This window comes from Buttiauxella brennerae ATCC 51605 (genome assembly GCF_001654925.1).
Classification (GTDB): domain Bacteria; phylum Pseudomonadota; class Gammaproteobacteria; order Enterobacterales; family Enterobacteriaceae; genus Buttiauxella; species Buttiauxella brennerae.
Map to the genome: position 1 here is coordinate 63,082 of NZ_LXER01000028.1, position 23,688 is coordinate 86,769.

Here is a 23,688-nt window from a genome sequence, read left to right on the forward strand (position 1 = left end):
ATCTATAAAGTGAAGGTTTGCTGGTTAATTTATAGTCTTTGTGTAAACGGCTGTAGGTGTTAGAAAACAGGTGATACATCACGGCAAAAAGAAAGCGTAATGCTCTTGTTGTCATCATTACTTAAGGACAGGGAAAGGAAGTTTAATGAATTTTTTATTATCGAAAAAAATGAAGTATTTTATAGTGACAATGGAGGAACGATGTATTAATAGCGCAGCAGAGAAGTTATTCATTACACGTTCACCGCTGATCAAAATCATTAGTGAATTGGAAAATTTAATCGGCAGCAAACTTTTCAATCGCAATTACAATGAATTAATCCCAACAAATATTGCCATTGAATTTTACAACCAGTTAAAGCCTCTTTATGAAATTCTTTCATCCGTAGAAAACAAATTCCATATGTATGGAAATAAAAAAACGTCCGAACTCATCTTTGATATTTCCGTTCCTTATAACTACTACAAATATATTGTTTATTCTCTTCAGGGTGAACATCTAAACTTCACGCACTCCAGAATATTGGTCAACCAAGAAACAATATTGCGCGTAAAAAACAACAAGCATATCACTATTATATCCATGAGGGATTTTAACGTAATCGAAGGGATCACTAAAGAAACAATCAATGAGGATTCTATGGAGCTAATTATGGCTACATCAGTGACCAGGGATGATCTTCATGACATTGAAACGATGAAGGCATTGCCTTTATTTATACGGCCATGCAGTTATGTTGAGGAAATTAAATCGCGGGTGAGTGTGCTGTTAGGCAATACGCTACCGCTTATTTTCTTTAAAGAAGTAGATGCCGACATTACAACCATGTTTTATTCGGTAATACAAAAAAAAGGAATGTTATTGCTTCCTCGTAAATTTGCCGAACTGCATTCATCAGCATCAATTACAAGAGTACCGATAAAAGGAGCGACTTATAAAAATATCATATTGTTTAATGCTAATTTAAAAACAAACCAGGAAATTCAGATAATCAAGAAAACGCTATCTGCCGCTTTATAATTGGTCATTAAAAAATGAGGTTGAGCACCTTATCGGTACTCAACCTCTTTGCGCTAATTACTCGTCTTCTAAATAAGTATAGCCATACAACCCAGCCTCGAACTCTTCGAGGAACTGCTGCTGCAAACCAGCATCCAGATCGGTCTGTTTAACCTGATCACGGAAATGTTTCAGCAAGGTTTTTGGATCAAGCTGAACATATTCCAGCATGTCCGCCACGGTATCGCCTTCGTCAGAAAGCTCGACCTCTACGCTGCCGTCAGGGAAGACAAACACGTCTACCGCTTCTGTATCACCGAACAGGTTGTGCATGTTGCCCAGAATTTCCTGGTATGCGCCAACCATGAAGAAGCCCAACAGTGGTGGGTTTTCTGCATCATATTCTGGCATCGGCATGGTCGTCGCAATGCCGTCACCGTCGATGTAGTGATCGATAGCACCGTCCGAGTCACAAGTGATATCCAGCAGTACCGCACGACGTTCAGGAACCTGGTTCAGCCCTTCAAGCGGCAGTACCGGGAACAACTGGTCGATACCCCACGCATCCGGCATTGACTGGAACAGCGAGAAGTTGACGTAAATCTTATCCGCCATACGCTCTTGCAGCTCGTCGATGATCGGACGGTGTGCGCGGTTGCTTGGGTCGAGCAGGCGCTGAATTTCGTGGCACATGCTCAGATAAAGCTGCTCCGCCCAGGCACGTTCTTGTAAGGAGAAACTCCCCGCTGAGTAGCCGGTATGGATATCATGCAAATCATTCTGGCTATCGTGCAGCCATTCACGCAGCGAGCGACGGTTGTTCGGCTCGTGCATTTCGCCCCAGGTTTCCCACATGCTTTGCAGCGCACGGGACGCGTCTGCAGCCGGAGCCGTTGGCGTGGTGTATTCGTTACGCTCAACACCGATGATGTTGGAAACCAACACGGTGTGGTGCGCGGTTACCGCACGACCAGACTCAGTGATAACCGTTGGGTGTGGCAGGCCGTTTTCTTCACACGCGTCGCCAATCGCCCAAATAATGTTGTTCGCATATTCGTTCAGGCCATAGTTGACCGAACAATCGGACTGAGAACGCGTCCCTTCATAGTCAACACCCAGACCACCGCCCACATCGAAGCATTCGATGTTAACGCCCATCTTGTGCAGTTCAACGTAGAAGCGAGAGGATTCACGAACGCCAGTAGCGATATCGCGAATGTTCGCCATTTGCGAACCAAGGTGGAAGTGCAGCAATTGCAGGCTGTCGATACGACCAGCTTCACGCAACATTTCAACCAGTTGCAGAACCTGCGTCGCCGCCAGACCAAATTTGGATTTCTCGCCGCCCGAAGACTGCCATTTGCCGGAGCCTTGTGACGCCAGACGCGCACGCACACCGAGGCGTGGAACCACATTCAGGCGCTCAGCTTCTTCCAGCACAATGCGGATTTCTGACATCTTCTCGATGACCAGATAAACCTTGTGGCCCATCTTCTCGCCAATCAACGCCAGGCGGATGTATTCGCGGTCTTTATAGCCGTTACACACAATCACGGAACGCGTCATACCAGCGTGCGCCAGAACTGCCATCAGTTCCGCTTTAGAACCCGCTTCCAGACCCAGTGGTTCACCGGAATGAATCAGTGATTCAATGACGCGGCGATGCTGGTTCACTTTGATTGGGTAAACGAGGAAATAGTCGCCTTTGTAGCCGTAGGATTCACGAGCACGTTTGAACGCTGCATTGATAGAACGCAGGCGGTGCTGCAAAATCTGCGGGAAGCAGAACAGTGCAGGTAAACGCTGCCCCTGTGCTTCACGGGCTTTTACCAGCTCAGCAAGATCAACACGCGCTTCCGGGACATCAGGATCCGGGCAAACGGTGATGTGGCCCAACTCGTTAACGTCGTAATAATTATTGCCCCACCAGGCAATATTGTAAGTACGCAGCATCTTGCTGGCTTCCTGGGAACTCATGGCAACCTCCTGCATGGAGCGGTGTACATCCTGCTCGCCCACTGACGAACCCGAAACAGAAGAGATTTTGTCAGACATGGCGAACCTCAAATTTAAACGAATGTGCAAAACAGTTGACTACTATCGCAGGGGTATCCCGCAATAACAACCCATTAACAGCGCGTAGAAGCAGCATAAGACGCTGACAGACTAACTGTGCGACCGGTTTCTTTTTCATATCATTGTAAAACACGTAACCGAACTCCATAGAGCGGAGCGGCGAAACCACGAGAATACTCTTATCGATGACAAGAGAGCCCAAGTTCTGAATTTTGCGGGTTTAAAAACCGGCCCGAGAATCCATCGATGCGCCAAGATGGGTATAACATCGGCAGGAATGCAGTTGTAGCAAAGAGTTGCTGGATGCGAGGAGCATATGCACGACCTGGACGGTCGCCAGAGTTTGCGAATTAAAGCGTTTTTTCAATCGTATCACCTCCACGCATACGGTTTGGGTATGCGACAAGCCAAAGCTCAGAAATTTGCTCAACCCGGCTGGAAGTGGGCAACACAAAAACTGTGTGCTTGTTGAATGAGCCGCGCGCGCCGCTTTATACCGATAACCGGCGACAATTGCAAAGCAAAAATCCTGGGTTTGCGGAACTGTCAGTAAAATTTGCCACCTGAGATTCACCGAACCGACTTGCGAGCGTAAAAATCACTGGTAATCTGATTAATGGATAACCTAGAATAGCCGTCCAGATGTTAATCCATCTATACCGATTAACTGTTAGACTGCCTGAAATGAAACCTGCGGCGAAAACTCCATAAATCAGTACATGCGACTGATATGAAGGCCAACTATCGGCAGTCTGCACTAACCTAATTCTCTTAGGGTGAATAAAATATGGCCAAGCACCTCTTTACGTCCGAGTCTGTATCAGAAGGGCATCCCGATAAAATCGCTGACCAAATCTCCGATGCGGTCCTCGATGCGATCCTGGAACAGGATCCAAAAGCACGCGTAGCTTGTGAGACTTACGTTAAAACCGGCATGGTTCTGGTTGGCGGTGAAATCACCACCAGCGCCTGGGTTGATATCGAAGAGATCACTCGCCAAACGATTCGTGAAATCGGCTACGTGCATTCTGATATGGGCTTTGATGCCAACTCTTGCGCAGTACTGAGTGCTATCGGCAAGCAGTCTCCGGACATCAACCAGGGCGTTGACCGTACCGATCCGCTTGAGCAAGGCGCGGGTGACCAGGGCCTGATGTTTGGCTATGCAACCAACGAAACCGAAGTGCTGATGCCTGCACCAATCACTTACGCACACCGTCTGGTTCAACGCCAGGCTGAAGTTCGTAAGAATGGCTCTCTGCCATGGTTGCGTCCGGATGCAAAAAGCCAGATCACTTTCCAGTATGACGACGGTAAAATCGTTGGTATCGATGCGGTCGTTTTGTCTACTCAGCATTCAGAAGATGTTGCACTGAAAACGCTGCAAGAAGCCGTGATGGAAGAGATCATCAAGCCAGTTCTGCCAGCAGAATGGTTGAATGCATCCACTAAATACCACATCAACCCAACAGGCCGTTTTGTTATCGGTGGCCCAATGGGTGACTGCGGTCTGACCGGTCGTAAAATTATCGTTGATACCTACGGCGGCATGGCTCGTCACGGTGGCGGCGCGTTCTCTGGTAAAGATCCATCTAAAGTGGACCGTTCTGCGGCGTATGCGGCACGTTATGTGGCGAAAAACATCGTTGCTGCGGGCCTTGCTGACCGCTGTGAAATTCAGGTCTCTTACGCCATCGGCGTTGCTGAGCCAACTTCCATCATGGTTGAAACCTTCGGTACAGAGAAAATCTCTACCGAGCAATTGACCCTGCTGGTACGTGAGTTCTTCGACCTGCGTCCGTACGGCCTGATTCAGATGCTGGATCTGCTGCACCCAATCTACAAAGAGACCGCAGCATACGGTCACTTTGGTCGTGAACATTTCCCTTGGGAAAAAACCGACAAAGCAGAAATGCTGCGTGAAGCTGCTGGCCTGAAATAAGCCCCACCAGTTCACCAAATTCAAAGGCCAGCGCTCAGCTGGCCTTTTTCATTTCAGTCATCCGCACACTCTCTTCTCCTTCATCAAATCACTCACACAGACCTCAATATTAAATGTAAGCGGTTACACTCATGTTGATAAAGCATTAATTAAGACTAATCTTCATGACAACAGTTTGTTGCTGCGCTAGTTACAAAACATTTCAGATTAATCTTGTGAGTGATTTTTTTGATTTATTTTACAACTTTAACGCTTTGTTTTTAATAAAAAAATTACACTTACACTTCCTGACACTAGTGTAACCGATTACACCAATGTGAGTTGAATCACAAAATTTTACGTGCCATTAACCTACTCTTAAATACAGGTAAAATTAATAATTCAACTGGAGAGCATTATGCCTGACATAAAAAAACAAGGGCGCTCGAACAAAAGCATGACCTTTTTTGTCTGTTTCCTGGCTGCCCTGGCTGGTTTGTTGTTTGGTCTTGATATCGGTGTTATTGCAGGTGCATTACCGTTTATTGCTAAAGATTTCCAGATAACCGCGCATCAACAAGAGTGGGTTGTCAGTTCGATGATGTTCGGTGCGGCAGTCGGTGCCGTTGGGAGTGGCTGGCTCTCTTTCCGTATCGGGCGTAAATACAGCCTGATGATTGGCGCAGTGCTTTTTGTTGCCGGCTCACTGTGTTCAGCTTTCGCACCCAATACTGAAATCCTGATTATTTCCCGTGTGCTGCTTGGCCTGGCTGTGGGTGTTGCGTCTTATACCGCCCCACTTTACCTGTCTGAGATTGCACCAGAAAAAATCCGTGGCAGCATGATCTCCATGTACCAGTTGATGATTACCATCGGTATTCTTGGTGCGTACCTTTCCGATACCGCATTTAGCTACAACGGCTCATGGCGCTGGATGCTGGGCGTTATCACCATTCCTGCATTGATCTTACTGGTTGGCGTTTTCTTCCTACCGGACAGCCCACGTTGGTTCGCCGCAAAACGCCGCTTCCACGACGCAGAACGCGTACTGATGCGCCTGCGTGATACCAGTGCCGAAGCAAAGCGTGAACTGGAAGAAATCCGTGAAAGCCTAAAGGTAAAACAAAGTGGCTGGTCACTGTTTAAAGAAAACAGCCATTTCCGTCGTGCGGTGTTCCTTGGTGTTCTGCTTCAGGTGATGCAACAGTTCACCGGGATGAACGTCATCATGTATTACGCACCGAAAATCTTCGAAATTGCCGGCTTCACCAATACCACCCAGCAAATGTGGGGCACCGTTATCGTAGGTCTTATCAACGTACTGGCAACGTTCATTGCGATTGGCCTGGTAGACCGTTGGGGCCGTAAACCTACACTGGTGCTGGGCTTCATGGTTATGGCTGTAGGTATGGGCATTCTCGGTACGATGCTACACGTCGGCATTCATTCCCAGGGGGCGCAATACTTCGCTATCGCCATGCTGCTGATGTTTATCGTTGGTTTTGCAATGAGCGCCGGTCCGCTGATTTGGGTACTGTGTTCTGAAATCCAGCCACTGAAAGGGCGTGATTTCGGTATCACATGCTCAACCGCCACCAACTGGATTGCGAACATGATTGTGGGGGCAACGTTCCTGACCATGCTTAATACACTGGGCAATGCGAATACCTTCTGGGTATACGCTGCGTTGAACCTGTTCTTTATTGTTCTCACTGTGTGGCTGGTTCCGGAAACTAAACACGTTTCCCTGGAGCACATCGAACGTAACCTGATGAAAGGCCGCCGTTTACGTGAGATTGGCGCTCACAACTAAGTGTCACCAGCCCCTTTCCGCTACGGAGAGGGGCTTGCACCCTGCCTCGCCTCGCACTATTCTTGGCCGCTATGAAATCCCCAAGACTCCCCATCGCACTCCAACAAGCCGTTATGCGTTGCCTGCGAGAAAAACTTCAACAGGCCAATTTGCACTTAGGCCGTAACTATCCGGAACCGAAACTGATTTATCAGCAGCGTGGAACCGCCGCAGGTACTGCGTGGATGGATAGCTATGAAATTCGCCTCAACCCCGTATTGTTGATGGAAAACCAGCAGACCTTTATTGATGAGGTGGTGCCGCACGAGCTGGCTCACCTGTTGGTGTGGAAACACTTTGGCCGCGTGGCGCCACACGGCAAAGAGTGGAAATGGATGATGGAAACCGTGCTTGGCGTTCCTGCCCGCCGGACACATAAGTTTGAAGTGCAATCTGTTCGCAAAAATACCTTCCCCTACCGTTGCCGCTGCCAGCTGCATCAACTCACCATCAGGCGCCATAATCGTGTGGTTCGAGGTGAATCGGAATACCGCTGTGTGCAATGTGGCGACCTGTTAAAGCCTGATGTTACAACCTCCTGTAATTAAAAATATTATCCATAAAGTTTCCTGATTTTGCTGATTGAATCCCAATAAATCGTGCGGTAGTGTGCGGGCTCGATTTAGTAAGGATTCTGGAAATGTCTCGCAAAATTTATTTGGCTGTTGCACTTGTTGCAGCCCTCTCTTCTTTTTCCGCATTAAGCACCGGCATTAATAACTTCTCACAGGCCAAAACAGCGGGCGTCAAAGTGAATGCTGACGCGCCGGGTGATTTCTATTGCGGGTGTAAAATTAACTGGGAAGGCAAAAAGGGTGTTCCCGATCTGGAGTCATGCGGCTACAAAGTGCGTAAAAATGAAAACCGCGCGTCGCGAATCGAATGGGAGCATGTTGTTCCCGCCTGGCAATTCGGCCACCAGCGCCAGTGCTGGCAAGATGGCGGGCGGAAAAATTGCGCTAAAGACCCCGAATACCGCAAGATGGAAAGCGATATGCACAACCTGCAACCCGCTGTAGGTGAAGTGAATGCTGACCGTAACAACTTCATGTACAGCCAGTGGAATGGCGGCGAAGGTCAGTATGGCCAATGTGCAATGAAAGTGGACTTCAAAGAAAAGGTTGCCGAGCCACCAGCGCGTGCGCGTGGTGCAATCGCCCGCACCTACTTCTATATGCGCGACCAATACCAGCTTAATCTTTCGCGCCAGCAGACCCAATTGTTTGAGGCGTGGAATAAACAATATCCGGTCACCGCCTGGGAGTGTGAGCGTGATGAGCGCATTGCTAAAGTTCAGGGCAATCATAACCCTTATGTGCTGCGGGCTTGCCAGGCACAAAACAGCTAACCTACACTAGCGGGAATTGTTAATTCAGCGCTGTCTTTCGCCCTCTCCCCAGGAGAGGGCGAAAGACAGACGCCTTTGATTTTGGATCATAAAAACCATGCGCATACCCCGCATTCATCACCCGGAACTTCTCGCCGCAGGCCAGGAAATCGCGCTTTGCGAAGACGCAGCAAATCATGTTGGCCGCGTATTGCGCATGAGTGCAGGCCACGCGCTGCAATTGTTTGATGGCAGCAATCAGGTTTTTGATGCTGAAATCGTTCAGGCCGATAAAAAAAGCGTGCGGGTAAAAGTCCTGAGCGCAAACGTTGATGACCGTGAATCCCCGCTTCACCTGCATCTTGGCCAAGTCATGTCGCGCGGTGAGAAGATGGAATTCACGATTCAGAAAGCCGTCGAACTCGGCGTGAACGTGATTACGCCTTTGTTTTCTGAACGCTGTGGCGTAAAACTGGATGCCGAGCGCCTGAACAAGAAACTGGGACAGTGGCAGAAAATTGCGATTGCCGCCTGCGAGCAATGCGGTCGCAATGTCGTGCCAGAAGTGCGCCCGGCGATGGATCTTGAAGTGTGGTGCGCTGAAGAAGATGCAAGTCTGAAGCTCAACCTGCATCCTCGCGCTAATGCCAGTATTAATACCTTGCCGCAACCTGTTGAACGTGTGCGCCTGCTAATTGGCCCGGAAGGCGGTTTAACGGCGGATGAAATTGCCATGACCGCACGTCATCAGTTTACTGATATTCTGTTGGGACCTCGCGTTCTGCGTACTGAGACTACCGCGCTCACTGCTATAACCGCACTGCAAGTGCGTTTTGGCGACCTGGGCTAAAAACGGAGAAAAACAATGATTAAGCTCGGCATCGTGATGGACCCCATCGCAAACATTAACATCAAGAAAGACTCTAGCTTTGCCATGCTGCTGGAAGCCCAGCGTCGCGGTTATGAACTGCATTACATGGAAATGGCCGATCTGTATTTGATCAACGGTGAAGCACACGCACGCACCCGCCTGGTCAGTGTCGAGCAGAACTACGATAAATGGTACGAATTTGGTAGTGAGCAAGACATCCAGCTTGCCGATCTCGACGTCATCCTGATGCGTAAAGATCCTCCGTTTGATACCGAATTTATCTACGCGACGTATATTCTTGAGCGCGCCGAAGAACAAGGCACTTTGATCGTTAACAAACCGCAAAGCCTGCGCGACTGTAACGAAAAGCTGTTCACCGCCTGGTTTGCTGATTTGACGCCAGAAACACTGGTGACGCGCAACAAAGCACAACTTAAAGCATTCTGGCAAAAGCACGGCGACATCATCCTCAAGCCGTTAGACGGCATGGGTGGCGCTTCAATTTTCCGCGTTAAAGAAGGTGATCCAAACATTGGCGTCATCGCTGAAACGCTGACTGAACTCGGCAACCGTTACTGCATGGCGCAGAATTACCTGCCTGCCATTGTCGATGGCGACAAGCGTGTTCTGGTGGTTGATGGCGAACCTGTTCCTTACTGCCTGGCGCGTATTCCCCAGGGCGGTGAAACCCGTGGCAACCTGGCAGCTGGTGGACGTGGCGAGCCGCGCCCATTGACCGAAAGCGACTGGGAAATTGCCCGCCGTGTTGGCCCAACGCTTAAAGCGAAAGGGCTGATTTTTGTTGGTCTGGATATCATCGGCGACCGTCTGACCGAGATTAACGTCACCAGCCCAACGTGCATTCGTGAAATCGAAGCCGAATTCCCGGTTTCTATTACTGGCATGTTGTTTGACGCTATCGAACAACGCCTGGCGAAATAGTCCGGCGCCCTTTTTCAGGGGTATGGCCCAAGGATGGGCCGAGTGTCCAGAGCAGTTCAATAATGATAAACTGACTATTCCCTGCGCATAAAATGTCGCTTATTCAACCGGAACCAAAACCTCTGACAATGAATTTACAGCATCACTTTCTAATTGCCATGCCGGCGCTCCAGGATCCTCTGTTTAAGCGAGCCGTCGTTTATATCTGCGAATACAACGACGAAGGTGCAATGGGGATAATCATTAATAAACCCCTTGAAAACCTTCAGGTTGATGGTGTTCTACAAAAATTAAAAATCGAACCAGAACCCCGTGCCCCAGCCATTCGCCTTGATAAACCTGTTTTTATTGGCGGCCCGCTGGCGGAAGACCGCGGTTTTATTTTGCACTCCCCTCCAGATTGTTTCGCCTCCAGTATCCGTATTTCGGACGACACCGTGATCACCACATCTCGCGATGTGCTGGAAACCATTGGCACGGCAAAACAACCTACGGATGTGATTGTCGCGCTCGGCTACTCCTCGTGGGAAAAAGGCCAACTGGAACAAGAAATTCTGGATAACGCGTGGCTAACCGCTCCAGCAGATGCATCGATTATTTTCCACACCCCGATTTCTGAACGCTGGCGAGAAGCCGCAAAATTAATCGGCATTGATATCCATAACATGCCAAGTGAAGCGGGACACGCCTGATGAGCAGTGGGACTTTATTAGCCTTTGATTTCGGCACCAAAAGTATTGGTGTCGCCATTGGCCAACGCATTACCAGAACAGCACGCCCTTTAACCGCCCTGAAAGCACAGGACGGCACACCCGACTGGAACGTTATCGAGAAAATCCTCAAAGAGTGGCAACCCGATGAAGTCGTCGTAGGCTTGCCACTGAATATGGATGGTACCGAGCAGCCACTCACCGCACGTGCACGTAAATTTGCCAACCGCCTGCATGGCCGCTTTGGCGTAAAAGTCTCTTTGCAAGATGAACGCCTGAGCACCGTGGAAGCACGCGCTGGGTTATTCGAGCACGGCGGTTTCCGCGCCCTCAATAAAGGCAGCATTGATTCCGCCTCAGCCGTTGTGATTCTTGAAAGTTGGTTTGACTACAACCCTTAGCCTTTTTTACTGTCAGGCATGTCTGAAGTCTCTCCAGTCAGCTCATGCCTTGCTGCGACTGCCAGAAAATGGCTGCGATCCCGGTAACCCGATGATGGCTGTTTTACACGGTTATCAATTCGCATAAGTAGCGTATCCGGCAGAGTAATGTTTATCCGCTGTTGTTTTCCTTCCAGGGTCGACAAATCAACATCAACTAGCAGCCACTGATTACAATACGCATATTCTGGATTTGCCGCGTAGACGAATGGCCCGGCATCTTTAATCTGCGTAATGTCGACGCCACGCTTTACCATTTCATCCGCGATTAACAAAATTGCCTCGCGTGCCATTTCTGCGATTTCATCCTGATAATCTGCCGCTGATACACAGCCAAAATCATCATTGCACAACGCCGGTACAACCAGACCGAACGCTTCGTTCTTATTTGCAGGCATCTCCACGCCAACAGAAAAAAACATAGGTAATCTCCGTGAGTTGGGAATCATATTCCCACGCGTTTACGAATGGATCTGACAGTACCGATGGGAAGATCTTTCTTTGGATGCGGAACCGGAAAAGTATTTCCGGTATTTGGCGACCACCAAATCCAGTGGCTGCCTCCCGAATTTCGGGCGGGTTCGCATCCTGCGGCCTTCAGTTCCTTAATCAGGTCAGAAGAATTCATGGTTTTCTCCTGATGGAAAAACAATACACACCAATACACACAGAAGCAATTATTTTAACCATCACTTTTTTCCCCATCGGCAATACGACCTTCCGCACGTAACACCGCTTCACCTTGAGCAAAACTTTGCATGCCATATTGCTGTCCGGTTTGTATTTGCCCCGGTAATTGGTGGGTTTTTCCTTCACGGATAAGGCTCGCTACGGCAGGTGTATTGACCAGTAACTCGAACAGAGCCGCCCTTCCGCCACAGCTATCGGGCAATAATTTCTGTGCCAACACCGCTTTTAAACTGCCCGCCAGTTGGCTACGCACCATGTTTTTTTCTTCTGCGGGAAACACATCCACCAGCCGCTCTACTGCTTGTGCCGCCCCGCGGGTGTGGAGCGTTGCGAGAACTAAATGCCCGGTTTCTGCGGCGGTGAGTGCAAGGCGGATGGTTTCGCTGTCACGCAATTCACCCAACAAAATGACATCAGGATCTTCACGCAGTGCCGCACGTAAACCTGCGGCAAACGATCGGCAATGCTGCCCCGGCTCTCGTTGCTGAATCAAACAGCGCTTCGGCTGATGAACAAACTCGATAGGATCTTCCAGGGTGAGAATATGCCCGTCGAGATGATGGTTGAGATAATCCACCATCGCCGCAAGCGTAGTGGATTTACCGCTGCCCGTGGCCCCGGTGACCAGAATTAAGCCATCGGAAGATTTCAGTAATTCCGGAATGATGGCGGGAATGTTTAGCGATTCAAGTTTTGGGCTGTGGGAGGTGAGTATCCGCAAAGCGAGCGAGTCTCCTTGCATCTGGCGAAAGGCGTTGGCACGCAGCCGGGTACCACTTGCCAGGGTAACGGCAAAATCCAGTTGCCCGTGTTGCTCTAATTCTTCTCGTTGTCCGTTTGTCAGCCAGATGCTCAGCAACGTTGCGGGTGTTGGCGCGCTTTCGGGCAGAGGTTCAAGCCGCCCTTGCCTGCGCCAGCGAGCAGGAAGCTGCGTACACAGGTGTAGATCAGAGACATTATGCTTTACACTAAGGGCCACAATTTCTTCGATATCCATATCACTTTCCAACCTATGAACGAGATAGCGCACAATCTGGCACAGGTTCAGAATAAAATCTTAGCGGCAACTGAACGCTGCGGCCGTGCTCCAGAAGAAGTGACTTTGCTTGCAGTGAGCAAAACAAAGCCTGCGGGCGCCATCGCAGAAGCCGTTGCTGCCGGGCAACGCGCGTTTGGTGAAAACTACGTGCAGGAAGGCGTGGATAAAATTCGTTACTTTGCCGAAAACGGCGAAGAACCCCTTGAGTGGCACTTTATCGGCCCGTTGCAGTCGAACAAAAGCCGTCTGGTTGCAGAGCATTTTGACTGGTGCCACACCGTTGATCGGTTGCGCATTGCCAGCCGTCTGAGCGAACAACGCCCGGACGAAATGGCTCCGCTTAACGTGCTGATTCAAATCAATATCAGTGATGAACAAAGCAAATCTGGCATTGCGATAAGTGAGCTTGAAACACTCGCGTCTGATATTGCCGCTCTGCCGGGTCTGGTGTTACGAGGTTTGATGGCAATTCCTGCCCCTGAACCTGATTACGAGCGTCAGTTAGCGGTTTGCCAGAAAATGGCAGCAGCTTTCGAATCGCTCAAAAACCGTTACCCAACGGTTGATACGTTGTCCCTGGGCATGACCGATGACATGGACGCCGCGATTGCCGCAGGCAGCACCATGGTGCGCATTGGAACCGCTATTTTCGGCGCGCGGGATTATTCCGCACGTTAATCACTAAATTTTGAGGAACGCCATGCTGACGTTGACTTTCCTGGTCAAAACACTGATTGAACTGTATGTGATGGTGCTGCTGATTCGCATTTGGATGCAGTGGTCGCGTTGTGACTTTTACAACCCTTTTGCGCAGTTTATCGTCAAGATTACCCAGCCGATTGTCGGGCCGCTGCGCCGGATCATTCCGTCGATTGGGCCAATTGATACCGCCTCTTTGCTGGTGGCGTTTATTCTCACCACATTGAAGTACCCGGTTTTGCTGCTCATTCAGGTTGGCGCGTTATCGCTTGACCCGATGAACCTGCTGGTGGGTTTGTTATCACTGCTCAAATCCGCCGGTACGCTGGTGTTCTGGGTGATCATTATCCGCTCGCTGATGAGCTGGATAAGCCAGGGCCGCAGCCCAATTGAATACGTGTTGATGCAGCTCACTGAGCCAATGATGGCGCCCATTCGCCGCGTGCTTCCGGCCATGGGTGGCATCGATTTTTCAGCGATGATCGTCATTTTGATTCTCTACGCGCTGAATTACCTCGGCATGGACTTGTTCCCGGGGCTTTGGTATTTGCTGTGAGTGCAGTGAGCCTTAACTCCGACGGGCTGGTTTTACGGCTGTATATTCAGCCTAAAGCCAGCCGGGATAGCATTATCGGGCTGCATGGCGACGAGCTTAAAGTCGCCATCACCGCCCCGCCGATAGACGGCAAAGCCAACGCTCATCTGGTAAAATACCTGGCTAAGCAGTTCAAAGTTGCCAAAAGCCAGGTGTTGCTTGAGAAAGGCGAACTGGGCCGCCATAAACAAATTAAGATTATCGACCCGCAACACATCCCGACGGAAGTCGCGGCTTTGCTCGAATAATTAGCCAATTTCACAGGATTTTCTCACTATGCAAAAAGTTGTCCTCGCAACCGGTAACGCCGGTAAAGTGCGTGAACTCGCCGATTTACTGGGCGATTTTGGTCTGGATGTCGTGGCGCAAACTGAGCTGGGCGTTGAGTCAGCCGAAGAAACCGGGCTGACGTTTATCGAGAATGCCATTCTGAAAGCGCGCCATGCGGCACAGGTTACCGGCCTGCCTGCCATCGCCGATGACTCCGGTCTGGCTGTTGATGTGCTGGGTGGTGCTCCGGGGATTTACTCCGCACGCTACGCAGGCATGGATGCATCCGACCAGCAGAACCTGGAAAAGTTACTGACTACACTGAAAGATGTGCCGGACGATCAGCGCAAAGCACGATTCCATTGCGTGCTGGTCTATATGCGCCATGCAGAAGACCCCACGCCGCTGGTTTGCCACGGCAGTTGGGAAGGCCAGATTACCCATGAAGCCGCAGGCCAGGGTGGCTTCGGCTACGACCCTATTTTCTTTGTCCCGAGTGAAGGCAAAACTGCCGCTGAGCTTACTCGTGATGAAAAACGTGCGATCTCCCACCGTGGGCGAGCACTGAAACTGTTACTGGAAGCAATGAAAAATGGCTAATTTGCCACCTCTGAGTCTCTATATTCATATCCCGTGGTGCGTGCAGAAGTGCCCCTACTGTGACTTCAACTCTCATGCACTCAAAGGCGACGTACCGCACGATGAGTACGTCGCCCACCTGTTGCGCGATCTGGAAAATGACGCGCCAATGGCACAAGGACGTGAAATAAAGACCATCTTTATTGGTGGCGGTACGCCGAGTCTGCTTTCAGGCGAGGCGATGCAAAACCTGCTCGACGGTGTGCGTGCACGCCTGCCATTGGCAGCGGATGCGGAAATTACCATGGAAGCGAACCCCGGGACGGTTGAAGCAGACCGTTTCGTGAGTTACCAGCGCGCTGGCGTGAACCGCATTTCTATCGGCGTGCAGAGTTTCAGCGAACCGAAACTCAAGCGCCTGGGGCGTATTCACGATTCTGGCGAAGCAAAGCGTGCAGCACATCTGGCAAACGGGCTTGGCTTGCGCAGCTTTAACCTGGATCTCATGCACGGCCTGCCGGATCAGACTCTGGAAGAAGCGCTCGACGATTTGCGCCAGGCGATTGAACTGAACCCGCCGCATCTTTCGTGGTATCAGCTGACGATTGAGCCGAATACTTTGTTTAGCTCACGCCCGCCAAAACTGCCGGACGACGACGCGCTGTGGGATATTTTCGAGCAGGGCGACAAACTGCTGACGGCTGCCGGTTACCAGCAATATGAAACCTCGGCCTATGCGAAACCAGGCTACCAGTGCCAGCACAACCTGAACTACTGGCGCTTTGGTGATTATCTGGGGATTGGCTGCGGTGCCCACGGCAAGGTGACATTTGAAGACGGACGCATTATGCGTACCGCCAAAACTCGACATCCACGCGGTTACATGGAAGGCAAATACCTCGATAAGCAGCACGATGTTGAACAAGCCGACAAACCATTCGAGTTCTTTATGAACCGTTTCCGCCTGCTGGAAGCCGCGCCACGCAACGAATTTAGCCTGTATACCGGGCTTGATGAGTCGGTGATTCGTGCGCAGTTAGACGAGGCAATGGCTAAAGATTATTTGGTTGAGACAGAAGAGTTTTGGCAGATTACCGAACACGGTAAGCTGTTTTTGAATTCGCTATTAGAGATTTTTCTGGCCGATTGATTATCTGTCGGATGACGCGCAGCGTCATCCGACATTATTTCAGCTTAAATATTCTTTACCCGACTGGTCAGAATCAACGCCAACACCGACAACCCCGCAATCAGCCAATACACTGAATGGTGCCCGAAGCTCTCCGCCAGCGCTCCCTGTAACACGCCCGCCAGAATCACGCCCGTCGAAATACTGTTAGTAAATAAAGTGGTCGCCGACCCCGGCCTGCCCGGCATCAAATCCTGGAACCACAACATCCCAATACCGGCGACAATCCCGATAAACACCGCGTTAAAAAGCTGAAGTAACAGCAACGCCGTGCGGCTATGGAACAGAATCAACCCAACGTAAAACAACACACCCGCCGCCACAGCAATCACCATCATACGGCGTTTACCAAAACGCTTAACGTAATAGCCTGCAAGTATCATCGCCGGGATCTCCAGGCCCGCAGCGGTGCCCATCAGAAGCCCCGCCAGCGATTCAGGCAGCCCTAAATCAGTGCTGACCCATAACGGCATATCAATGATGTACATGGTGTTGCAGGTCCACATCAGCATGGAGGCGATAAACAGCATGCGAACGTTTTTGTCTTTCCAGCCGCTGATCTGCGTGAGGGCAACATCTGCGGGTTGTTCAATCCTGCTCACTGAGGGGAGTGCAAAGAAAATGAGCGCCAGCGAGATAACGAAAATCCCGGCCGCGATCAGGAACATGGTGGTGAAACCGTAGTTTAGCGCCAACATAAACGACAGTGGCGGCCCGATAACCCAGGCAAGCGAGAGCTGCGCACGCATGATTGAGCTGAACATCACGACTTCACGTGCTGAGTTATCTGCATACTCGCGGGCAAGAGCGAAGATTTGTGGCATCGCCGTGTTGGCAATAGACGCGAACATAACGCCAACGGTAATTAACGTCAGGTAATGGCGGTTAAAAGCAAACAACACGCAGTTTGCCACGGCCATTACGCAACAAACCATAATCAGTTTGCGACGGTCGCCCCGGCTATCGGAACGTTTTGCCAGCGCCAGGCTGACGAGTATCCCGGCTATCGCATTGACGGTATAAAACAGCCCGACCCAGAACGGTCGCACCTGCACTTCACGCGTTAAAAACAGGCTAAGTGTGGGCGCCTGAAGTGCCCCCGCAATCCCCATCATAAAAGCCACAACCATAAATGCGGCATATACCGGATTGAGGCGGCGTCCTCGTGTCAAAAACCACAGCATGCAGAAATTCCTTTTGTTCGAGCGCTCACTGGGTGTGCAAAACGTAAACTATACCCTAATGACGGGTATAAAAAAGCCAGCAGGAACAATCTGCTGGCCAGGTGAAATTCACCAATTCTCAGTCACACATGTATCAACGAGTCAGTACTTCACGGTCACTGAAGTTGTCACCTCCCACTGCATTAAGTCCTCAAGCATCCTTAGACGTTGCGATGCTGTCAGGCGAGCCAGCCATCCAGCGGAAACACTTTGGGTTGCGGTAAAATACTGTTGATAGAACTTAACCACTGGCGACCGTTTCATATTTACCTCCTCGCTTTCAACGTTGATGATTATTGGCGTAATATGAGGAAAGTTAAATTGATGAGTTTCTGACGGGAGTTCCTCTTTTATGTCCAGCAGTCGTCTGCAACAACAGTTCATACGTTTATGGCAAAACTTTGAAGGTAAGCCGCAGGAAACCACGCTTAATGAGCTGGCAGATCTGCTGAATTGCTCCCGCCGCCATATGCGTACGTTACTGAGCGCGATGCAGGAAAAGGGCTGGCTCAGCTGGAAAGCGGAGGTCGGGCGCGGCAAGCGTTCACAGCTGGAATTCCTGTATACCGGCCTTGCGTTGCAACAACAGCGGGCAGAAGATCTTCTCGAGCAGGACAGAATTGATCAACTGGTGCAGATCGTCGGTGACAAAGCCGCAGTACGCCAGATGTTGATCTCCCATCTGGGCCGCAGCTTCCGCCAGGGGCGGCATATCCTGCGCGTTCTCTATTACCGCCCACTGCTAAACCTGTTACCCGGCTCGGCTTTACGCCGCTCGGAAACCCATATTGCCCGGCAAATTTTCAGCGGTTTAATCCGCATAAATGAGGAAAATGGGGAACTGGAAGCAGATATTGCTCATCACTGGCAGCAAATTTCCCCATTACACTGGCGTTTTTATCTTCGCCCCGGCATTCATTTTCACCATGGCCGCGAACTGGACATGCTGGATGTCATGGCATCTTTGCAACGAATTAATGTGTTGCCACTCTACGCACACATTACGCAAATTAGCTCGCCAACCACATGGACGCTGGATATCACACTCTCGCAACCCGACCAATGGCTACCCTGGTTACTGGGCAGCGTTAACGCGATGATCCTGCCGCGTGAATGGCAGACCTTAAGTAACTTTGCCCGTCAGCCTGTTGGGTCAGGCCCCTATTCGGTGGTGCGCAACAATAACAACCAATTGAAGATTCAGGCCTACGATGATTACTTTGGTTATCGCGCATTGATTGACGAGGTCAATTTCTGGGTGCTGCCGGAAATCGGTGAAGAGCTCAGTTGTGCGGTGCAATTATCGGGAATGCCTGATAGCGAAAAAGCCGTCGAAAGCCGTCTGGAAGAAGGTTGTTATTACATTCTATTTGATAGCCGCTCAGATTTGGGCAGCAATAAAGAGGTGCGCCGCTGGCTGAGCCATGTTCTGGCACCGATTCATCTGCTGTATAGCGCAGGTGAACAAAATCAGCAGTACTGGTTCCCGGCGTATGGTTTGTTACCACGCTGGCATCACACCCGCCCTCAACCGGTGCTCGAAAAACCTGCCGGGCTGGAGTCCGTAACACTGACGTTTTATCGCGATCACGTAGAACACCGCATGATCAGCAAAGTGATGGAAGAGTTGCTGGCCCGCGTGGGGGTAAAACTGGTGGTGCAGGAAGTCAGCTATGAAGAGTGGCACCAGGGTGAGGCAGAAAGTGATATCTGGCTGAACAGTGCCAACTTCACGCTGCCGCTGGAATTTTCACTCTATTCGCATCTTTATGAAGTGCCGTTGATTCAGAAATGCATTGCGAATGACTGGGAAACGGATACCCGAAAATGGCATAACGGTGAGCTTTCGCTCCCGGAATGGTGCCAGAGTCGCGTTGAAAATAATGATATTTTGCCGTTAATCCACCACTGGCTGCGCATTGAAGGGCAACGCAGTATGCGCGGCGTGCGAATGAACACATTGGGCTGGTTTGATTTTAAATCGGCATGGTTTGCACCACCGGAACCGCAAACTGTGAGTACGGGTAAAGAGCTTTCGTAAGTTTCACAAAATCATTACAATGCTCGCGTTCTCAACGGGGTGCTAAGACGAAAGTCTGGCTGAGATAATACCCGTCGAACCTGATCCGGATAACGCCGGCGAAGGGATTTGAGGCTCAATTCTCAAAGTCCTTTGCCACCCCTAATTCCAAGAGGTGCAAAGTGTTCAAAAAATTCCTGCCGTTACTGGCGCTCATCGCAGCCCCTGTTTTCGCCAAACCCCTGCTGACTGTTTACACCTACGACTCCTTTGCTGCCGACTGGGGCCCAGGCCCTGCGGTAAAAAAAGCCTTTGAAGCGGACTGCAATTGCGAGCTGAAATTCGTCGCACTCGAAGATGGTGTATCCTTACTTAATCGCCTTCGCATGGAAGGCAAAAACAGCAAAGCTGACGTGGTTCTGGGGCTGGATAACAACCTGCTGGAAGCTGCCGCGCAAACCAAACTGTTTGCCACGAGCAATATCGATAGCAGCAAACTAAAAATCCCAGGTGGCTGGAATAACGATACGTTTGTGCCGTTCGATTACGGCTATTTCGCTTTTGTGTATGACAAAAACAAACTCAAAAACCCGCCGAAAAGCCTGAAAGAATTGGTTGAAAGCGACCAGAAATGGAAAGTGATTTACCAGGATCCACGCACCAGCACGCCAGGTCTCGGCCTGCTGTTATGGATGCAAAAAGTGTATGGCGACAAAACGCCTGAAGCCTGGACGAAACTGGTGAAAAAAACCGTCACCGTCACCAAAGGATGGTCTGAAGCCTACGGCCTGTTCCTGAAAGGTGAAGGCGATCTGGTGATGAGCTACACCACTTCTCCGGCATATCACATTATTGAAGAGAAAAAAGATAACTACGCGGCAGCCAATTTCAGCGAAGGGCACTATTTGCAGGTCGAAGTAGCGGGCCGCCTGGCCTCCAGCAAACAGCCTGAGCTGGCGCAAAAGTTCATGAAATTCATCACAACGCCTGAATTCCAGAACACCATTCCAACCGGCAACTGGATGTATCCGGTAACAGATGTGAAATTGCCGGAAGGCTTTAACGGCCTGGTCAAACCACAGACCACGCTGGAGTTTAGCCCGCAAGACGTTTCATCCCATCGCGCCAGCTGGATCAGTGAATGGCAACGCTCCGTCAGCCGCTGATCCCCGGCTGGCTGATTCCAGGGCTATGCGCCGCCACGCTGGTGGTCGCCGTCGCCCTGGCGGCATTTCTGGCGTTGTGGTTTAACGCGCCGCAAACCGATATCCGCGCATTGGTGCAGGATAGTTATTTGTGGCACGTGCTGCGCTTCTCTTTCTGGCAGGCATTTCTCTCGGCTGCCCTTTCGGTGCTCCCGGCCATTTTTCTGGCCCGGGCGCTTTACCGACGCCGTTTCCCAGGGCGATTAGCACTGTTACGTCTGTGCGCCATGACGCTGGTGTTGCCGGTGTTAGTGGCGGTATTCGGCATTCTGACGGTGTATGGCCGTGAAGGCTGGCTGGCCTCATTGTGCGCCAGACTTGGCATCGAATGGGGGTTCTCACCGTATGGCCTGAAAGGCATTTTGCTGGCACACGTCTTTTTCAACTTGCCGATGGCAACCCGCCTGCTGCTGCAGGCACTGGAAAATATCCCCAGCGAACAGCGCCAGGTCGCCGCACAGCTTGGTATGCAGGGCTGGAATTTCTTCCGCTTTGTCGAATGGCCGTGGTTACGGCGCCAGATCCTTCCTGCCGCCGCACTGATTTTTATGCTCTGCTTCGCAAGTTTTGCCACCGTGCTTTCACTGGGTGGCGGGCCGCAGGCAACCACCATTGAACTGGCTATCTTCCAGGCCCTCAGTTACGACTACGATCCCGCACGTGCGGCACTGCTCGCAATAGTACAAATGGTTTGCTGCCTTGGCCTCGTTTTGATGAGCCAGCGGTTGAGCAAAGCGATTCCGGTGGGAATCAGCCAAATGCAAGGCTGGCGTGACCCGCAAGATAACCTGCGCCGCAAACTGTGCGACGGGTTGTTAATTTCACTCGCAATGTTGCTGCTGTTGCCCCCGCTGCTGGCGGTCATCATTGATGGCATCAACAGCGGTTTTAACAGCGTGCTTTCCCAGCCAATTCTCTGGCAGGCATTATTCACCTCGTTAAGAATTGCAGTCGGCGCGGGGCTGATAAGCGTCGTCATTACGGTAATGCTGCTGTGGAGTTCACGTGAATTGCGCCTGCGCAACCGCGCATTTGCCGGGCAAGCGCTGGAGTTGAGCGGCATGTTAATTCTCGCCATGCCGGGCATCGTGCTGGCGACCGGCTTTTTCCTGTTGCTTAATAACACGGTAGGTTTGCCGCAATCCGCCGATGGCATTGTGATTTTCACCAATGCATTAATGGCGGTTCCATACGCCCTAAAAGTGCTGGAAAACCCGATGCTGGATGTGGCGGAACGCTACAACAAGCTGTGCCAGTCGCTGAATATCAGCGGCTTAAACCGCCTGCGTTATATCGAATTACGCGCGCTAAAACCGCCTCTGGCGCAAGCGCTGGCGTTTGCCTGTGTGCTGTCGATTGGTGATTTTGGCGTAGTGGCGCTGTTCGGTAATGAAGATTTCCGCACGCTGCCGTTTTATCTTTATCAGCAAATTGGTTCATATCGCAGCCAGGATGGTGCGGTTACTGCGCTTATCCTGCTGATACTGTGCTTTGCTTTATTCACATTGATTGAAAAACTTCCGGGACGCCATGCTAACGCTAACTGATGTAACCTGGCTCTATCACCATTTACCGATGCGCTTTTCGATGAAGATAACCGCTGGAGAACGCGTTGCGGTGCTGGGGCCAAGCGGGGCGGGGAAAAGTACGCTGCTGAGTTTGATTGCCGGTTTTCTCACCCCTGCCAGCGGGCAGATTATGCTGAATGGCAACGACCATACGGCGACGGCACCCGCACAGCGCCCGGTGTCGATGCTGTTCCAGGAGAACAATCTTTTCAACCACCTGACGGTGCGCCAGAACATTGGCCTGGGGCTAAACCCCGGCCTTAAGCTCAGCGCGGCACAACAGGAACGCCTGGCGACGATTGCCAGCCAGATGGCGATAAGTGATTTACTCGACAGGCTGCCAGCGCAGCTTTCCGGCGGCCAGCGCCAGCGTGTCGCTCTCGCCCGTTGCCTGGTGCGTGAACAACCGATTTTGCTGCTTGATGAGCCATTTTCAGCACTCGACCCGGCGCTACGCCAGGAGATGCTGCAACTGCTCGATAACCTGTGTCGCCAGCAGCAGCTGACGCTATTGATGGTGTCACACAGTATTGAAGATGCAGCGCGAATTGCCGAAAGAAGTCTGGTGGTGGTCGATGGCCGTATCGCCTGGGATGGCGATACGGCAACCTTATTGAGCGGAGAAGCCAGTGCATCAGCACTGTTGGGCATTAGTGGTGCCCGGTGAGCACTTTCCAAAGAATGCTGCGGTAAATCGGCATCATCGGGTGCATCTGAATGGCGACAAAACTCGCCACTGCCAGTACCGCCATTGAAGGTGCTAACCAGTGTAAACGGGCACGCGGCAAATAAGGTGTCAAACGGTCAGCACTTGCTTTACCGCTACGCCACCAGCGCCAGCACAACCACCCTGCAAGCCACAGAGCCAATGCCACCAGCAGCAACAACCATTTAAAGCTGCTGCTTTGCATATCGGCAGGAATATCAATTGCGGCACCCGCCAGAATCCCCGGCAAGAAGTAGATGGGCGGCCAGAAAATGCAGCCAATAATGTTCGGGACGATAAATTTAGAAACCGGAAGATCTAACATGCCCGCGACCATCGGCACCAGTGGGCGCGTTGGGCCAACAAAGCGGCCGACCAGGATGGTAAACATGCTGTGCTGATGCAGCGCATGCTCGGTTTTATCCAGCAGCGCTTTGTTCTTTTTCATAAACGACCAGCGATGCAGCGGCCCTTTAAAGCGGCCTCCCAGCCAGAACGAAATCCAGTCGCCCAACAGGCAACCGACAATCCCGGCAGCCCAGGCGTGATAAAAACCCACCTGACCGCCACCAATCAGCGCGCCAAGCCCCGCCATCATTACTGTGCCTGGAAGGATAAGCCCCACCAGCGCCAGAGATTCCAGAAAGGCCACCAGCATCACCGCAAAAAGCGAATACGCCACTGACTGAGTAATAAAGTGTTCCAGCAAAGCTTCCATAAAGCGTCCGTCGAGAAACGAGTGGGCGATTCTCCTGAGAGATGGGAT

At 51.1% G+C, this 23,688-nt stretch carries 27 protein-coding genes and 1 riboswitch; of the genes, 18 read left to right on the forward strand and 9 right to left on the reverse strand.

The window, feature by feature from the left end:
• Positions 1–145: 145 nt before the first annotated feature.
• A complete protein-coding gene (locus M975_RS15390) occupies positions 146–1,021 on the forward strand; it encodes a LysR family transcriptional regulator (protein ID WP_064560805.1) in 876 nt (291 codons plus the stop codon).
• A 57-nt stretch (positions 1,022–1,078) separates the two neighbouring features.
• On the opposite strand, the gene speA is transcribed toward M975_RS15390, so the two are convergent.
• From speA to M975_RS23605, 3 genes are all read right to left on the reverse strand, one after another.
• A complete protein-coding gene (gene speA, locus M975_RS15395; protein ID WP_074388384.1) occupies positions 1,079–3,055 on the reverse strand; it encodes a biosynthetic arginine decarboxylase in 1,977 nt (658 codons plus the stop codon).
• Positions 3,048–3,224 (reverse strand): acid stress response protein YqgB, encoded by a 177-nt coding sequence (gene yqgB, locus M975_RS23000; RefSeq protein WP_374941792.1) that lies wholly within the window; start codon positions 3,222–3,224, stop codon positions 3,048–3,050. Before yqgB ends, speA begins: the two co-directional genes overlap by 8 nt.
• A 72-nt stretch (positions 3,225–3,296) precedes the next feature.
• Positions 3,297–3,392 (reverse strand): hypothetical protein, encoded by a 96-nt coding sequence (locus M975_RS23605; protein ID WP_420535598.1) that lies wholly within the window; start codon positions 3,390–3,392, stop codon positions 3,297–3,299.
• 471 nt (positions 3,393–3,863) lie between these two features.
• Between M975_RS23605 and metK the strand changes: the two genes are divergently transcribed.
• The 8 genes from metK to ruvX all read left to right on the forward strand — a co-directional run bounded on the left by metK (position 3,864) and on the right by ruvX (position 11,100).
• Positions 3,864–5,018, forward strand: a complete 1,155-nt coding sequence (metK, locus tag M975_RS15400; RefSeq protein ID WP_064560806.1) for a methionine adenosyltransferase — start codon at positions 3,864–3,866, stop codon at positions 5,016–5,018.
• 397 nt (positions 5,019–5,415) lie between these two features.
• The gene (locus M975_RS15405; RefSeq protein ID WP_064560807.1) at positions 5,416–6,810 is read left to right on the forward strand and encodes a sugar porter family MFS transporter; all 1,395 of its coding nucleotides are present in this window, start codon (positions 5,416–5,418) and stop codon (positions 6,808–6,810) included.
• Positions 6,811–6,881: 71 nt separating this feature from the next.
• Positions 6,882–7,397, forward strand: a complete 516-nt coding sequence (locus tag M975_RS15410) for a SprT family zinc-dependent metalloprotease (RefSeq protein ID WP_074388386.1) — start codon at positions 6,882–6,884, stop codon at positions 7,395–7,397.
• Positions 7,398–7,489: 92 nt separating this feature from the next.
• Positions 7,490–8,197, forward strand: a complete 708-nt coding sequence (gene endA / locus M975_RS15415; protein ID WP_064560809.1) for a deoxyribonuclease I — start codon at positions 7,490–7,492, stop codon at positions 8,195–8,197.
• 97 nt (positions 8,198–8,294) lie between these two features.
• Positions 8,295–9,026, forward strand: coding sequence for a 16S rRNA (uracil(1498)-N(3))-methyltransferase (gene rsmE / locus M975_RS15420; RefSeq protein ID WP_064560810.1), 732 nt, complete (start codon positions 8,295–8,297; stop codon positions 9,024–9,026).
• 15 nt (positions 9,027–9,041) lie between these two features.
• The gene (gene gshB, locus M975_RS15425) at positions 9,042–9,989 is read left to right on the forward strand and encodes a glutathione synthase (RefSeq protein ID WP_064560811.1); all 948 of its coding nucleotides are present in this window, start codon (positions 9,042–9,044) and stop codon (positions 9,987–9,989) included.
• A 128-nt stretch (positions 9,990–10,117) separates the two neighbouring features.
• Positions 10,118–10,681 (forward strand): YqgE/AlgH family protein, encoded by a 564-nt coding sequence (locus M975_RS15430; RefSeq protein ID WP_064560844.1) that lies wholly within the window; start codon positions 10,118–10,120, stop codon positions 10,679–10,681.
• Positions 10,681–11,100 (forward strand): Holliday junction resolvase RuvX, encoded by a 420-nt coding sequence (gene ruvX / locus M975_RS15435; protein WP_064513699.1) that lies wholly within the window; start codon positions 10,681–10,683, stop codon positions 11,098–11,100. Before M975_RS15430 ends, ruvX begins: the two co-directional genes overlap by 1 nt.
• Here the strand turns inward: ruvX and M975_RS15440 are convergent.
• The 3 genes from M975_RS15440 to M975_RS15445 are packed head-to-tail and all read right to left on the reverse strand — an operon-like array spanning position 11,097 to position 12,826.
• Positions 11,097–11,561 carry a type II toxin-antitoxin system HicB family antitoxin gene (locus M975_RS15440; RefSeq protein ID WP_064560812.1) on the reverse strand — a complete coding sequence of 155 codons (465 nt, stop codon included), beginning with the start codon at positions 11,559–11,561 and terminating at the stop codon, positions 11,097–11,099. The two genes, ruvX and M975_RS15440, sit on opposite strands and share 4 nt — an antisense overlap.
• A 23-nt stretch (positions 11,562–11,584) precedes the next feature.
• Entirely contained in the window at positions 11,585–11,767 is a 183-nt protein-coding gene (locus M975_RS22505) for a type II toxin-antitoxin system HicA family toxin (protein WP_074388385.1), read from the reverse strand.
• Between the two features lie 54 nt (positions 11,768–11,821).
• Positions 11,822–12,826, reverse strand: a complete 1,005-nt coding sequence (locus M975_RS15445; RefSeq protein WP_064560813.1) for a type IV pilus twitching motility protein PilT — start codon at positions 12,824–12,826, stop codon at positions 11,822–11,824.
• Positions 12,827–12,841: 15 nt separating this feature from the next.
• On the opposite strand from M975_RS15445, the gene M975_RS15450 reads away from it, so the two are divergent.
• Genes M975_RS15450 through hemW form a run of 5 tightly spaced genes read left to right on the forward strand, consistent with a single transcriptional unit; the run spans position 12,842 to position 16,161 of the window.
• Positions 12,842–13,546 carry a YggS family pyridoxal phosphate-dependent enzyme gene (locus M975_RS15450; protein ID WP_064560814.1) on the forward strand — a complete coding sequence of 235 codons (705 nt, stop codon included), beginning with the start codon at positions 12,842–12,844 and terminating at the stop codon, positions 13,544–13,546.
• 22 nt (positions 13,547–13,568) lie between these two features.
• Positions 13,569–14,123, forward strand: a complete 555-nt coding sequence (locus M975_RS15455; RefSeq protein WP_064513707.1) for a YggT family protein — start codon at positions 13,569–13,571, stop codon at positions 14,121–14,123.
• A complete protein-coding gene (gene yggU / locus M975_RS15460) occupies positions 14,120–14,410 on the forward strand; it encodes a DUF167 family protein YggU (protein ID WP_064513708.1) in 291 nt (96 codons plus the stop codon). The genes M975_RS15455 and yggU overlap by 4 nt, the downstream gene beginning before the upstream one ends.
• A 28-nt stretch (positions 14,411–14,438) precedes the next feature.
• Positions 14,439–15,032 carry an XTP/dITP diphosphatase gene (locus M975_RS15465; protein WP_064560815.1) on the forward strand — a complete coding sequence of 198 codons (594 nt, stop codon included), beginning with the start codon at positions 14,439–14,441 and terminating at the stop codon, positions 15,030–15,032.
• Positions 15,025–16,161 (forward strand): radical SAM family heme chaperone HemW, encoded by a 1,137-nt coding sequence (gene hemW, locus M975_RS15470; protein ID WP_064560816.1) that lies wholly within the window; start codon positions 15,025–15,027, stop codon positions 16,159–16,161. The genes M975_RS15465 and hemW overlap by 8 nt, the downstream gene beginning before the upstream one ends.
• Positions 16,162–16,205: 44 nt before the next feature.
• On the opposite strand, the gene M975_RS15475 is transcribed toward hemW, so the two are convergent.
• Positions 16,206–17,384, reverse strand: coding sequence for a sugar efflux transporter (locus tag M975_RS15475; RefSeq protein ID WP_064560817.1), 1,179 nt, complete (start codon positions 17,382–17,384; stop codon positions 16,206–16,208).
• Between the two features lie 141 nt (positions 17,385–17,525).
• Complete coding sequence (sgrT, locus tag M975_RS22510; protein WP_072011208.1) at positions 17,526–17,687, reverse strand: glucose uptake inhibitor SgrT; 162 nt, start codon at positions 17,685–17,687, stop codon at positions 17,526–17,528.
• Between the two features lie 88 nt (positions 17,688–17,775).
• Here sgrT and sgrR point away from each other — a divergent pair, with 88 nt between their 5' ends.
• The 4 genes from sgrR to thiQ all read left to right on the forward strand — a co-directional run bounded on the left by sgrR (position 17,776) and on the right by thiQ (position 22,883).
• Positions 17,776–19,464, forward strand: a complete 1,689-nt coding sequence (gene sgrR / locus M975_RS15480) for an HTH-type transcriptional regulator SgrR (RefSeq protein WP_064560818.1) — start codon at positions 17,776–17,778, stop codon at positions 19,462–19,464.
• A gap of 25 nt (positions 19,465–19,489) precedes the next feature.
• Positions 19,490–19,589: riboswitch (TPP riboswitch) on the forward strand.
• Between the two features lie 36 nt (positions 19,590–19,625).
• Positions 19,626–20,609 carry a thiamine ABC transporter substrate binding subunit gene (gene thiB / locus M975_RS15485; protein WP_064560819.1) on the forward strand — a complete coding sequence of 328 codons (984 nt, stop codon included), beginning with the start codon at positions 19,626–19,628 and terminating at the stop codon, positions 20,607–20,609.
• Positions 20,585–22,195, forward strand: a complete 1,611-nt coding sequence (gene thiP / locus M975_RS15490) for a thiamine/thiamine pyrophosphate ABC transporter permease ThiP (protein ID WP_064560820.1) — start codon at positions 20,585–20,587, stop codon at positions 22,193–22,195. The genes thiB and thiP overlap by 25 nt, the downstream gene beginning before the upstream one ends.
• Positions 22,179–22,883 (forward strand): thiamine ABC transporter ATP-binding protein ThiQ, encoded by a 705-nt coding sequence (thiQ, locus tag M975_RS15495; RefSeq protein ID WP_064560821.1) that lies wholly within the window; start codon positions 22,179–22,181, stop codon positions 22,881–22,883. Before thiP ends, thiQ begins: the two co-directional genes overlap by 17 nt.
• Here thiQ and M975_RS15500 read toward each other — a convergent pair.
• Positions 22,867–23,640 (reverse strand): DedA family protein, encoded by a 774-nt coding sequence (locus M975_RS15500; RefSeq protein ID WP_064560822.1) that lies wholly within the window; start codon positions 23,638–23,640, stop codon positions 22,867–22,869. The two genes, thiQ and M975_RS15500, sit on opposite strands and share 17 nt — an antisense overlap.
• Positions 23,641–23,688 lie beyond the last annotated feature (48 nt).